The sequence below is a fragment of the Tardiphaga sp. 768_D3_N2_1 genome (assembly GCF_052076105.1).
Classification (GTDB): Bacteria; Pseudomonadota; Alphaproteobacteria; order Rhizobiales; family Xanthobacteraceae; genus Tardiphaga.
In genome coordinates, this window is sequence record NZ_CP197245.1 from 2,059,677 (window position 1) to 2,072,578 (window position 12,902).

13 protein-coding genes are annotated in these 12,902 nt (G+C 61.9%); 11 read left to right on the plus strand and 2 right to left on the minus strand.

What is annotated here, in order from left to right:
* Positions 1 to 162 precede the first annotated feature (162 nt).
* The 9 genes from argS (at position 163) to serS (ending at position 9,951) form a co-directional block, all read left to right on the plus strand.
* On the plus strand, positions 163 to 1,965 hold the full coding sequence (argS, locus tag AB8A27_RS09450) for an arginine--tRNA ligase (protein WP_441241682.1): 1,803 nt from the start codon (positions 163 to 165) through the stop codon (positions 1,963 to 1,965).
* Between the two features lie 105 nt (positions 1,966 to 2,070).
* Entirely contained in the window at positions 2,071 to 3,525 is a 1,455-nt protein-coding gene (locus tag AB8A27_RS09455; RefSeq protein WP_441241683.1) for an SPOR domain-containing protein, read from the plus strand.
* Positions 3,526 to 3,571: 46 nt separating this feature from the next.
* On the plus strand, positions 3,572 to 4,597 hold the full coding sequence (nagZ, locus tag AB8A27_RS09460) for a beta-N-acetylhexosaminidase (RefSeq protein ID WP_441241684.1): 1,026 nt from the start codon (positions 3,572 to 3,574) through the stop codon (positions 4,595 to 4,597).
* Entirely contained in the window at positions 4,594 to 5,424 is an 831-nt protein-coding gene (locus AB8A27_RS09465) for a segregation and condensation protein A (protein ID WP_441241685.1), read from the plus strand. Before nagZ ends, AB8A27_RS09465 begins: the two co-directional genes overlap by 4 nt.
* 21 nt (positions 5,425 to 5,445) lie before the next feature.
* Positions 5,446 to 6,516: an SMC-Scp complex subunit ScpB gene (gene scpB / locus AB8A27_RS09470; protein ID WP_441241686.1), complete on the plus strand. Its 1,071-nt coding sequence runs from the start codon at positions 5,446 to 5,448 to the stop codon at positions 6,514 to 6,516.
* Positions 6,517 to 6,657: 141 nt separating this feature from the next.
* Entirely contained in the window at positions 6,658 to 6,897 is a 240-nt protein-coding gene (locus tag AB8A27_RS09475) for a twin-arginine translocase TatA/TatE family subunit (protein WP_092142544.1), read from the plus strand.
* A gap of 85 nt (positions 6,898 to 6,982) precedes the next feature.
* Positions 6,983 to 7,519: a Sec-independent protein translocase protein TatB gene (gene tatB / locus AB8A27_RS09480; protein ID WP_441241687.1), complete on the plus strand. Its 537-nt coding sequence runs from the start codon at positions 6,983 to 6,985 to the stop codon at positions 7,517 to 7,519.
* Entirely contained in the window at positions 7,516 to 8,328 is an 813-nt protein-coding gene (tatC, locus tag AB8A27_RS09485) for a twin-arginine translocase subunit TatC (protein WP_092142551.1), read from the plus strand. The genes tatB and tatC overlap by 4 nt, the downstream gene beginning before the upstream one ends.
* A 126-nt stretch (positions 8,329 to 8,454) precedes the next feature.
* Positions 8,455 to 9,951, plus strand: coding sequence for a serine--tRNA ligase (serS, locus tag AB8A27_RS09490; RefSeq protein ID WP_441241688.1), 1,497 nt, complete (start codon positions 8,455 to 8,457; stop codon positions 9,949 to 9,951).
* 21 nt (positions 9,952 to 9,972) lie between these two features.
* Here serS and AB8A27_RS09495 read toward each other — a convergent pair whose 3' ends face one another.
* Complete coding sequence (locus tag AB8A27_RS09495) at positions 9,973 to 10,473, minus strand: hypothetical protein (RefSeq protein WP_441241689.1); 501 nt, start codon at positions 10,471 to 10,473, stop codon at positions 9,973 to 9,975.
* A 256-nt stretch (positions 10,474 to 10,729) separates the two neighbouring features.
* Here AB8A27_RS09495 and surE point away from each other — a divergent pair, with 256 nt between their 5' ends.
* Positions 10,730 to 11,497, plus strand: coding sequence for a 5'/3'-nucleotidase SurE (gene surE, locus AB8A27_RS09500; RefSeq protein WP_092142561.1), 768 nt, complete (start codon positions 10,730 to 10,732; stop codon positions 11,495 to 11,497).
* Between the two features lie 27 nt (positions 11,498 to 11,524).
* Here the strand turns inward: surE and AB8A27_RS09505 are convergent, their stop codons facing one another.
* The gene (locus tag AB8A27_RS09505; RefSeq protein ID WP_441241690.1) at positions 11,525 to 11,902 is read right to left on the minus strand and encodes a response regulator; all 378 of its coding nucleotides are present in this window, start codon (positions 11,900 to 11,902) and stop codon (positions 11,525 to 11,527) included.
* Between the two features lie 268 nt (positions 11,903 to 12,170).
* On the opposite strand from AB8A27_RS09505, the gene AB8A27_RS09510 reads away from it, so the two are divergent.
* Positions 12,171 to 12,821, plus strand: a complete 651-nt coding sequence (locus tag AB8A27_RS09510; RefSeq protein WP_441241691.1) for a protein-L-isoaspartate(D-aspartate) O-methyltransferase — start codon at positions 12,171 to 12,173, stop codon at positions 12,819 to 12,821.
* The last annotated feature ends 81 nt before the right edge of the window (positions 12,822 to 12,902 follow it).

Below are 12,902 nucleotides of genomic sequence, written 5' to 3' on the forward strand. Positions count from 1 at the left end.
CCTCTAAGTGCCTTTCAGGGCTTAAATATTTGTAATTTCCGCTGCCTTGCATTTGCTTGAATCCAAACAAAATGCAGCGGAACGCAAACCAAACCGCTATCCATCCTCCTGATACAAATCCAGCCGGAATAATCCGGCGCAAGTTCTGGTTCCCGTACCGCCATGGCCACCACTGCTCCGTCCCCGCATCTGTTTGCCAACGTGCTCGCGCGCGTTCACGCGATCTGCAACGCCCTTGTCAGTGAAGGCGTGCTGCCTGCCGGCATCGATCTGTCGCGCGTTGTGGTCGAGCCGACCAAGGACGCGTCCCATGGCGACATGGCGAGCAACGCCGCGATGGTGCTGGCGAAAGAGGCCAAGGCAAAGCCGCGCGATCTGGCTGATGCAATCGCTGCGAAGCTGCGCGCAGACGATCTGGTGACCTCGGTGGATGTTGCCGGACCCGGCTTCATCAATCTCACGCTGAAGTCGTCCGCCTGGGCCGATGCACTGAGCGCGGTGTTGCGCGACGGTGCCTCGTATGGCCGCAGCGCCGTCGGCGCCGGCGAGAAGGTCAATGTCGAATACGTTTCCGCGAATCCGACGGGGCCGATGCATGTCGGCCATTGCCGCGGCGCCGTGTTCGGCGATGCACTGGCGAGCCTGCTCGATTGCGCCGGTTATGACGTGACCCGCGAATACTACATCAACGATGCCGGCGCACAGGTCGACGTGCTCGCGCGTTCGGCACATCTGCGCTACCGGGAGGCGCTTGGCGAAGCGATCGGCGACATTCCGGAAGGCCTGTATCCCGGCGACTATTTGGTGCCGGTGGGACAGGCGCTCGCGGCCGAGCACGGCGCTGCGTTGAACCAGATGCCCGAGGACAAGTGGCTGCCGATCACGCGCGCCAAGGCTATTTCCATGATGATGGAGATGATCAAGGGCGATCTCGCCGCGCTGAACATCTCCCACGAAGTGTTCTTCTCCGAGCGCTCGCTGATCGCAGGCACCTCCGACATGGTTGGCGCGACCATCGATTTTCTGCGCGCCAAGGGCGATGTCTATGAGGGCCGGTTGCCGCCGCCGAAGGGCAAGCCGATCGACGATTACGAAGACCGCGAGCAGACTCTGTTCCGCGCCACCGCCTATGGCGACGATGTCGATCGCCCGCTGCTGAAGTCAGATGGTGGCTACACGTATTTTGCGTCCGACATCGCCTATCACAAGACCAAGTTCGACCGCGGGTTCCTCAACATGGTCGACGTCTGGGGCGCCGATCACGGCGGCTACATCAAGCGCGTGCAGGCGGCGATCAAGGCGGTGACGGCAGGGAAGGCCGAGCTCGACGTCAAGATCGTGCAGCTTGTGAAGCTGCTGCGCAATGGCGAGCCGGTGAAGATGTCGAAACGCTCCGGCGATTTCGTCACCCTGCGTGAAGTGGTCGACGAGGTCGGCTCCGACGCCGTGCGCTTCATGATGCTGTTCCGCAAGAACGACGCGGTGCTGGATTTTGACCTCGCCAAGGTGATCGAGCAGTCCAAGGACAATCCGGTTTTCTATGTCCAGTACGGGCACGCCCGTGGCCATTCGATCTTCCGTAATGCGCGCGAACAAATGCCGGAGATGGCCGATCTGCCTCTGGAAAACCAGGAGCGCGTTGCCTATCTGGGAGACGCCGTGATGGATCGGCTCGACGACGCCGTCGAGCTGAGCCTGATGCGGCAGCTAGCATTGTACCCACGAATGATTGAATCCGCGGCGACGGCACATGAGCCGCACCGGATCGCCTTCTATCTGTATGATCTGGCCAGCGAATTCCACGCGCTCTGGACGCGGGGGCGTGATATGCCTCATTTACGCTTCATTATCACTAATGATGCAGAACTTACCAAAGCGCGATTGGCACTTGTCCAGAGCGTCGTCTCAGTCCTGGCTTCGGGCCTCGCCGTTCTCGGCGTCACCGCGCCGGACGAGATGCGGTAGACGGGGGACGGCCGCTCACATGGGGATCTGTGGGTGGTTCTTGATAGCAGCTGTTTCGTTTGAAAAGCGGGTTGGCGGCTTTCCCGAAGGGGATGCGACATCACAATGGCTAATCGATACCAGAACCGACCTTTCCCTGCGGATGATGACTACGGCCGCGACGCTCAGTCGCGCACGAAGGGCGATGGCGATCCACTCGCGGAGCTGGCGCGGCTGATCGGTCAGACCGATCCGTTCGCGAACAACAGTCGCTTGGCCCCCGCGCCGCGGCAGGCCGAGCCCGCCTATCAGGACGAGCCGGACTGCGAGCCAGAGCCCGTTCAGCCCGGCAGACCGCCGTGGATGCAGCGCGCCGCTGCGCATGAGCCGCAGCAGCAGGAATTCGAGAATCTTCACCCCGTGCACCGCTACGGCGCCCAGCATCAGGAGCCACAGCACCTGGAACCGGAGGCCGATTATCATCAGGCGCAGGATTATCACGATCAGTACGATCAGGCCCACGAGCAGCCCGATCCCAATCGTTACGACGATGCGCTGTATGGCCATTCCGATGGTGCACAAGCCCAGCATCCGCACGACGATCAGTACCAGGACGATCCCTACGCCTATCAGGACGGTTATGCCGAGCAGGAAGAGGCGCCGAAACGCCGTGGTGGTATGGCGACCGTCGCCATCGTGCTCGCACTGGCAGTGGTCGGTACCGGTGCTGCCTTCGCCTATCGTACATTCATGGGATCGGCGCGCACCGGCGAGCCGCCGGTGATCAAGGCCGAGCCCGGTCCGAACAAGATCGTCCCGCCGTCGGCGACCGCCGCGGCCGACGGAAAGCCGATTCAGGACCGTCTCGGCGGCGCAGCCCCCGAGCGGCTGGTGTCGCGCGAAGAGCAGCCCGTCAACGTGCAGGATGCCACCAAGGCTGGTCCGCGGGTGGTATTCCCGCCGCTGAACCAGAACGCCAATCCGCCATCGACCGCTAGCGTGTCGCCGTCCAACAAGCCGATGGTAGGCAATGGCGCGATGCAGGGCGGTGATGAGCCGCGCAAGATCCGCACTTTTGCCGTCAAGGGTGACCAGTCCGACGCAGCGGCCACACCGGCCGCGCGTCAGGCTCCAGCCCGCATCGCAGCTCCGGCGGCGGTTCCTGCAGCCGCGCCCGCTGCGGCGCCGCGCGCTGCCAACGCCAACGCATCGGTCAACGCCCCGATGTCACTGTCGCCGCAGGCCGCGCCTCCGGTTGCAGCCGCTCCTCCGGCGCCCTCACGTATGGCCTCGACCAACCCGACCCAACAGGCGGCCCCGGCAGCGTCGGGTGGCGGCTATGTGGTCCAGGTATCGTCCCAGCGGTCGGAGGGCGATGCGCAGGCGTCGTTCCGCGCCCTGCAGACCAAGTTCCCCTCGGTGCTGGGATCGCGGACTCCGCTGATCAAGAAGGCCGATCTTGGCGACAAGGGGACCTATTATCGGGCCATGGTCGGACCGTTCGGCTCGCAGGACGAAGCCTCGCAGGTCTGCGGGAACCTGAAATCTGCCGGCGGACAGTGCGTCGTCCAAAGGAATTAACGGCCGTTTCCTTGACCCTGGGCGTTGATGGGGGCTAATCGGCCCCATGAGCACACGCGCATTCATCACCGGTGTATCTGGGCTGGAGCTGACCGCTGAGGAGCGTGCATTTCTGCGCGCGGAACGGCCGTGGGGCTTCATTCTCTTCAAGCGAAATATTGACAATCCCACACAAGTCGCTCGGCTTGTGGAGGAATTGCGTGGGACGACGGGTGATCTGGATGCGCCGGTCCTGATCGATCAGGAAGGTGGCCGGGTTCAGCGTCTGGGGCCGCCGCACTGGCCGGTCTATCCGCCCGGTGCTATGTTCGGCACGCTATACGACGCTGATCCAGAAGCGGGTCTCAGGGCTGCCTGGCTCAGCTCACGGCTCATTGCGAGTGATCTTGTGGACCTCGGCATCACCGTGGATTGCCTGCCGCTGGCAGACGTCCCCGTGGAAGGTGCTGATGCGGTGATCGGCAATCGCGCCTATGGCACCGAGCCCGGCAAGGTCGCGATCATTGCCCGCGCCGTGACTGAAGGTCTGTCGCAGGGTGGCATTCTACCGGTCCTCAAGCACATTCCCGGCCATGGTCGGGCCACGGCCGACACTCATTTCAAATTGCCAATCGTAGATAACTCGAAGAGTGAGCTCGAAGCGTCTGATTTCGAAGCGTTTCGTCCGCTGGCAGATCTGCCGATGGCGATGACTGCACATGTTGTGTTTAGCGCTTTGGACGCCATCCAACCGGCCACGACTTCTGCGACAATCATCGAACAGGTGATTCGCGGCAGTATCGGGTTCCAGGGTTTGTTGATGAGTGATGACGTGTCCATGAATGCTCTGGCGGGATCGATCGCGGAACGTACGCGGGCGATCGTCAGCGCCGGATGCGACATGGTCCTGCATTGCAACGGCAAGCTGGACGAGATGCGCGACGTCGTGAGCGAGACGCCGGTTCTTGCCGGCAAGGCGCTCGAGCGCGCCAAGGCGGCGGTTGCCGCCCGCCGTCAGCCGCAGCCGTTCGACCGCGCCGCCGGACGCGCGGAACTGGACGCCTTGATCGCTCGAGCAGGAGCAAGTGCATGAGCGCTGAGATTTTATCGTTTGAGACCGGACTGCCGGCTGAGGTCGTATCTGACGACGAGCCAGCGCTGGTCGTCGACGTCGAAGGCTACGAAGGTCCGCTCGACCTGCTGCTTGCGCTTGCGCGGCAACAGAAGGTCGACCTGCACAAGATTTCGATCCTCGCACTGGCCGACCAGTATCTGCTGTTCATCGAAGCTGCGCGAAAAATCCGTCTGGAACTGGCTGCCGACTATCTGGTGATGGCGGCCTGGTTGGCGTTCCTGAAGTCGCGCTTGCTGCTGCCGGATACGACGGTGCCGGGCGAAGGCCCGAGCGCCGAGGATATGGCGACCGCGCTGGCCAACCGGCTGCGCCGCCTCGAAGCCATCCGCGAAGCCTCGAACAGGCTGATGACCCGGCCGCAGCTCAACCGCGACATCTTTCCGCGCGGCGTTCCCGAGTCGATTGCCGAGGTGAAGCATCCGCGCTTCACGGCCACGCTTTACGATCTGCTGTCAGCCTATGCGACCCAGCGCCAGGCTCGCGTGCTGACGCGCGTCCATCTCGCCAAGCGCACCGTTTGGTCGCTGAGCGAAGCGCGCGCCTCGCTGGAACGGCTGGTCGGCATGGCAGAGGACTGGAGCCGTCTCGACGAATATCTGCTGGCCTATGTCGCCGACCCCGCGCAGCGCGCGACGGTGATGGCCTCGAGTTTTGCTGCTGCGCTTGAACTGGTCCGTGAGGGCACGCTCGACCTCAGCCAGAAAGAAGCATTCGCGCCTTTGTATTTCCGCAAGCACATCGCCCAGCCGCCTGTGCAGGTGGAGCCGGAAGTTCCGGCCGAGTAAGTGGAAGAAGGAGATCCAGACATGGCAAGCCTCGCCGAGAAACGCATCGACGATGTCGAGGATCAGATCGTGCAGCAGGAAATCGTGCAGCAGGAAACTGTGTCCGAGACACAGCCCGAAGCGCGTCCGGAAGAATTGCGTCTGCTAGAGGCGCTGCTGTTCGCGTCCACCGAGCCGCTGGACCAGTCAGCGCTGGCCAAGCGCATGCCGGATGGCGTCGATATCAAGGCGGCGCTGGCCCAGTTGCAAGCGGACTATGCCATGCGCGGCGTGAATCTGGTTCGCGTTGCCAACAAATGGACGTTCCGCACCGCCGGTGACCTGTCCTGGCTGATGACCCGCGAGACCACCGAAACCCGTAAGCTGTCGCGCGCCGCCATCGAAGTGCTCGCCATCGTTGCCTATCACCAGCCGGTGACCCGCGCCGAAATCGAAGACATTCGCGGGGTCATCACCTCCAAGGGCACGCTCGACGTGCTGCTGGAAACCGGCTGGATCAAGCCACGCGGCCGTCGCAAGACGCCGGGCCGCCCGCTGACCTTCGGTACCACCGAGAGCTTCCTGTCGCAGTTCAGCCTCGAGGCACTCGGCGATCTGCCGGGTCTCGAGGAACTCAAGGGCACGGGCCTCCTGGATTCGCGACTGCCGTCCGGTTTCAGCGTGCCCAACCCGTCCGACGATCCGACGCTCCGCGAGGACGAGGATCCCCTGGAAGGCGGCGATCTGGAGCTGGCGTTGTCGGCGCCCGATCCGGAATTCCCGGAACTGCAGCTCAAGGAGTCGGAGACTGGCACCGTCGAATTTGCTGGTGATGTGGAGGCTTTTGCCGAGGCGAGGGCCGAATTCACCGAAACGGCCGATGTTGTGGAGCCGGATAGCGAAGTGGCCGACGTCGCGGAACTCGAAGCCGGTGATCTTGATGTGATCGAGGCTGAGACCGAAGCAGCCGAGGCCGCAGAGCCCGAAACCGCCGAACTCGACGATGATGAAGACGATTCGGACGACGAGCTTGACGAGGACGATCAGGACGAAGACGAGCCGGATGATGCCGAGCCGGACGCAACCGAGCGGGACGACGACCACAAGGGGTGATCGCGGCATTAACGCTCGCGGCATTGCGCCGCGACATCCGTGATTCCACGAGGGTTAAGTCCTTGTTTTTGACACCCCCGCAGCCTACGTTTCGGTCAGATCAGGCTGGGCGACTGGCCGCGTGTTTGGAGGGTTAGCAGGATGGGTTCACTCAGCATTTGGCACTGGATCGTCGTGATCGGAGTGGTCCTGCTGCTGTTCGGGCGCGGCAAGATTTCCGACCTGATGGGCGACGTGGCGCAGGGCATCAAGGCCTTCAAGAAGGGCATGGCGGACGACGACAAGCCGGCAGACAAGCCGACCGAGCCGGTCCGCACCATCGACCAGACCCCGCCGGCGCCGACCGCCAACCGTACGGACGTCGGCAGCAAGGCTGTTTGAGGTTCCGAAGGGATTGTCCTGAGGGATCGCGGCGGCCATTGAAGGAGACGCGGGCGCATCCAGCCCCGCGTGAGCGGATTTTTTCATGTTCGACATCGGGTGGAGTGAACTGGTCGTCATCGCGGTCGTCGCGCTGATTGCCATCGGCCCGAAAGAACTGCCCGGCGTGCTGCGCATGGTTGGGCAGTGGATGGGCAAGGCCCGCAAGATGGCTGCCGAATTCCAGGGCCAGTTCAACGAGGCGATGCGCGAAGCCGAAATGGCCGACGTCAAGAAAGCCTTCGACGATGTGAAGGACGTGGCCTCCGGCTTCACCACCAATAATATCATGACTTCGCTGACCAAGGACGTTAGCGACGCCATGGCGGACGCCATGGCGATCGATAAGGCCGACAATCTCGATACGCCGCCGGCGGTGCCCACCACGCCTGAGCTGCCGACGCTCGAGACCTTCGTTGAGGCCGAGACGCATGCGCAGGAAACTGCTGCGGTGAATGAGCCGCTGGCCATTACCCGGGAAGTGCAGCCGTCGCCGGTCGAAACCCACGCTGCCGCCAATGATGGTGCAGCGGCCCCCGACGCGGCCAATCCTGATGGTCTAAAGGACGCCAAAGCGTCATGAGTGCCGAAGATATCGAAGCCTCCAAGGCTCCCTTAATGGATCACCTGATCGAGCTGCGGTCGCGGCTGATCAAGGCGCTGCTGGCTTTCGCCGTGGCCTTCATCTTCTGCTTCTTCTTCGCCAAGCAGATCTACAATGTGCTGGTCTGGCCGTTCGTCTGGGTCGCTGGTCCCGAGAACTCGAAATTCATCTACACGGCGCTGCTGGAATACTTCCTGACCCAGCTCAAGCTCGCGATGTTCGGCGCCGGCTTCATTTCGTTTCCGGTGATTGCTGCGCAGATCTACATGTTCGTGGCGCCTGGCCTCTACAAGCACGAGCGCGGCGCGTTCCTGCCATATCTGATAGCGACACCGATTTTCTTCGCGCTTGGCTCGCTGCTGGTCTATTTCCTCGTACTGCCGATGCTGATCCGGTTCTCGCTGGGCATGCAGCAGGCTGGCGGTGCCGAGACAGCACAGATCGCCTTGCTGCCCAAGGTCGGCGAATACCTGTCGCTCATGATGTCGCTGATCTTCGCCTTCGGCATCGCCTTCCAGCTGCCGGTGATCCTGACACTGCTCGGCCGCATTGGCATCCTCACATCAAAACAACTGCGCGATAAGCGCCGGTACTTCATCGTCGGCGCCTTCATTATCGCGGCCGTGTTGACACCGCCTGACGTGATCAGCCAGGCCTCCCTCGCGATCCCGCTGATGATCCTCTATGAAGGCTCCATCATCGCCGTGGGCATCGTCGAGAAGAACGCCGCGAAAGCGGCAGCCAAGGCTGCTGCCGCGACCGGCACGGATGTGACGCCGGCGGAGTAGGGACGTCTTCAAATAGCCTATGCCAGCCCATTTGATGTTCCAAATCGGCGGGTTTCGGGCTAGTCAGGGCGCGTTGGGCTACACCATCTATGGTGTAGGTCAACATTCCAGCGCCAGGACCTTCCCATGCACGACATCAAATCGATCCGCGACAATCCCGAGGCCTTTGACGCTGCGCTGAAGCGGCGAGGGCTGTCGCCGTTGTCGGCATCGCTGCTGGCGATCGACGAGACGCGCCGGACTTCGATCCTGGCGTCCGAGCAGGCGCAAGCCCGGCGCAATGCGGCGTCGAAGGAAATCGGCGAGGCCAAGAAGAACAAGGACGAGGCGCGCGCCAACGCCTTGATGGCTGAGGTCACCGAACTCAAGACGACGATGCCGGCGATGGAAGCTGCGGTGAAGGACGCTGAGGATAAGCTCAAGGTCGCGCTTGCCGAAATCCCGAACCTGCCGCTCGACGAGGTGCCGGAAGGTGTTGACGAGCATGGCAATGTCGAGCGCCATCACTTCGGTGCCGTCAGAAACTACGCTTTTACGCCGAAGGCGCATTACGACATCGGCGAAGCCATGGGGTTCATGGACTTCGAAGCCGCCGCCAAACTGTCGGGCGCGCGCTTCGTTGTGCTGAAGAAGGGGCTGGCGCGTCTCGAGCGCGCCATCGGACAGTTCATGCTCGATCTGCATACGAACGAGCATGGTTATACAGAAGTGAATCCGCCGCTGCTGGTGCGCGATAACGCGATGTTCGGCACGGCGCAACTTCCGAAGTTTGAGGATGACCAGTTTTTCGTTTCAGGTCTGTCTGAGATCGATGACGAAAGCGCCGATAGATTTAGCGCGCTTCTTGGTCAGATTCACGAGAGAAGAGAGCGTATCTCAACTCTGCAGGATGAACTTGATGGTGGAGCTGTAGGGAAGAACCCTAACGATCTGCTTCGAGAGATTGCGGCTATGAAAGTACAGAGGGAGAGACTTACAGGTCAGGTTCGGAAATTACTTTCCCCCGAAAGATTGGGCCTCATCCCGACCGCCGAAGTCCCGCTCACCAACCTCGTGCGTGAATCCATCCTCGACGAAAAAGAACTGCCGCTGCGCATGACGGCGCTCACGCCGTGCTTCCGCGCCGAAGCAGGCGCTGCCGGCCGCGACACGCGCGGCATGATCCGTCAGCATCAGTTCACCAAGGTCGAACTGGTCTCGGTGACCACGCCCGAGGAGAGCAAGAACGAGCACGAGCGCATGCTGTCCTGCGCCGAGGAAGTGCTGCGCCGGCTTGGCCTGCATTATCGCGTGATGACGCTGTGCACCGGCGACATGGGCTTTGCCGCGCAGAAGACCTACGACATCGAGGTCTGGATGCCGGGGCAGGGCGAGGGCGGTGCTTACCGCGAGATTTCGTCCTGCTCGGTCTGCGGTGATTTTCAGGCACGCCGCATGGATGCGCGCTCGCGCGGGCCGGACGGCAAGCCGCGCTTTGTGCACACGCTGAACGGCTCGGGCACCGCCGTCGGCCGTGCGCTGATCGCTGTGATGGAAAACTATCAGCAGGAAGACGGCTCGATTGCCGTGCCGGATGTACTGCAGCCTTATATGGGTGGCCTCAAGGTCGTTCAGGCCGGCTAGACGACGTCACGTATCAGTTGCTCAGGCGCGGCTGGCGGTCACGAGTGCACATTTGGCTTTTTCGGCTTTTATGTTGACAAAGCCCATATGCGTCATCGGAAAGGCCTTGCGGCTTTTCGTGCTGACGGTCTCTGCGATGACGCGGCGGCGTTCCGTCACATAGCGTCCATCCCGGCTGCGGAAGGCGCAGGCGATTTCGAGGTCCTTGACCGGATAGTCATTGGCGTTGCGAACGGTGAAGGTCATGAGCGCCCTGGAGCCGAGGCCGCCGCGGCGAAACGATTGGCGGGACAGGCTGAGACGGTTGAGCTCTGCGGCGTCGGGGACGCTGGTGAGTTGCGAGGGAGTGGGTTTCGCATAATCCTCCTCACTCGGATCGTCAGTCATTGCCACGACCGCCGGATTGAGGGTGAGATCCGGCTTGGTCTCGGCCAGCCGGGGAAGCAGCAGCCGCCCCGTCAGAGCAACAACCACGATCGCTGGTAATGCGATGATCAACACCCGTTCGAGCTGTTTCGCCATCTCCGTCGCCCCTGTGGGGCGCTACGACCAAAGCCATCCCGGTCGAGCGCGCATGCTTCAGACGCAACTGGCACTCACCTACCTGAGTTGAAAATCGCGGCGACGCCGAAATGTTCCGGCCCGCGGGAAAAATCGTCTTCGGGACAGCTCTGGCAGCGCACAAGCAGCGCCCAAAATGGGGGTGGCAAAAGCGGGCACATGCTGGCAAAAACCGGTGCTGGCCAGCGGCCCTCCCGATCGAAAAGGCACCTCACGAATGCGTATTCTCTGCACCAATGACGACGGCATTCACGCCCCCGGCCTGAAGATCATCGAGCAGATCGCCAAGGAATTGTCCGATGACGTCTGGGTGGTGGCGCCTGAGCTCGATCAGTCCGGTGTGTCGCATTCATTGTCGCTGAACGATCCATTGCGGCTGCGCGCAGTCGGCGAACGCCACTATGCCGTGCGCGGCACGCCGACCGACTGCGTCATCATGGGCGCGCGTCATATCCTGAAAGACAAGCAGCCCGATCTTGTATTGTCCGGCGTGAACAAGGGCCGCAACGTCGCCGAGGACGTGGTCTATTCCGGTACCATCGCCGGCGCGCTCGAGGGCACCATTCTCGGTTTTCCGTCGGTGGCGCTGAGTCAGGAATTCTCCATGGAAACGCGTCACAACCCGCAATGGGAAACCGCGTTGAAATACGGGCCGGACGTGCTTCGCAAGGTCATCAAGACGGGCGTGCCGAAAAACACGGTCATCAACATCAACTTCCCGGCCTGCGCGGCCGACGAAGTGAAAGGTGTTGTCGTCACCCGGCAGGGCAAGCGCAATCAGGGGTTCCTGCGTATCGACGAACGCCGCGACGGCCGCAACAATCCATATTTCTGGATCGGGTTCGAGCGTATCGTTGCGGCGGAAGCGCCTCCGGAAGGGACTGACCTCGCAGCCCTTGCGGCGCGCTATGTCTCGGTGACGCCACTGCGTCTCGATCGCACGGATGAAGCGTTCAGCGAGACGCTCAGCAAAGCGCTCGGCTAAACGTTCCGAGATGCCGGGTGTGACTGATCAAACCGCGACGCCTTTGAGCGTCGTGGACAGTACCTGTGCCAGTGTTTCCATTTGGAAGGGTTTCTGCAGCGTCGGGCGATCACGAAATTCTTCCGGCAGGCCTTGCGCGCCGTAGCCAGTCGCGAAGATGAACGGGCGGTTGCGCGATGCGATCACTTCGGCGACCGGTGAAATCACCTTGCCATTGACGTTGACGTCGAGGATCGCAATGTCGAATTTGGCGGAACCAGCCAGCTTGATCGCTTCGTTGATTTCACCGGCTTCGGCGGCCACGCTGTAGCCGAGTTCCTCAAGCATGTCGGCAACCATCATGCGGATCATGACCTCGTCTTCGACAAGGAAGACGGAGCCGCCCGGCGGGTTCGTTGCAGTCATGGCCGGTTTCCTTGCCCCAATCCTCTGAACAAAATCGCAAATTCTCGCGTTGAACGCAATCTCGACGCATTGCCATTTTCGTGACCCAAAGACGCATGTCGCGCAGTCGGTGCCAGATAGGGCAAGACCTGATGTCAGCGCCTGCCGGTTCCGCGCGCGGAACAATAAAAATCGTCGTTGGGCTGTTCCGGTTCCGATCGCAGAAATACATCAATCTATCTTTGCTAGATCGAGAGTATTTCTAACCTGTGCTGCGTGAGGCCTTTCCATGATTACCGTCGGTCAGCCACCTGAACAGATGACGTTTCAGCTTGGTCTGCGGCGCCGTGGGATCAGTGATCGGCTGGTGCTGCGCGCAATGGAGGATATTCCGCGGGATCGCTTCGTCGAGCCGAACGATCGGGCCCATGCGTGGCGGGATACGGCCTTGGCCATTGCCTGCGGGCAGACCATCAGCCAGCCCTTTGTGGTGGCCTATATGACCGAACAGCTGCAATTGAATGCCGGTCACCGTGTGCTCGAGGTCGGCACGGGATCGGGCTACCAGGCCGCGATCCTGTCAAAGCTCGTTCGCGACGTGCTCAGCATCGAGCGTTATCGCACGCTGGCCGATGCCGCCCGGACCCGGTTGGAGGCGCTCGGCCTCCACAATATCGAGGTCATGCTCGGCGATGGGCTCAATCCGGCTGCCAATCTCGGATCGTTTGACCGGATCATCGTGACCGCCGCCGTGGAGGAGGTGCCCGTGGCGTTGACCGACCGGCTTGAGGAGGGCGGTATTCTGGTTGCGCCGGTTGGTCCTCACAACGGGGTCCAGACCCTGGTCCGGATCCGTAAAACCGGGGATGGATTGGAGCGAAAGGAGCTCGTGGACGTGCGTTTTGTGCCAGCACTTCCGGGCATCGCGCGCGAACTCTGAAAAAAGTTCGTGAACGACTGTCACGTGTTGGTCGCAAGGTTAAAGGCTTGGTAACGGAGACGGTGTTTACTCAATTCAGTT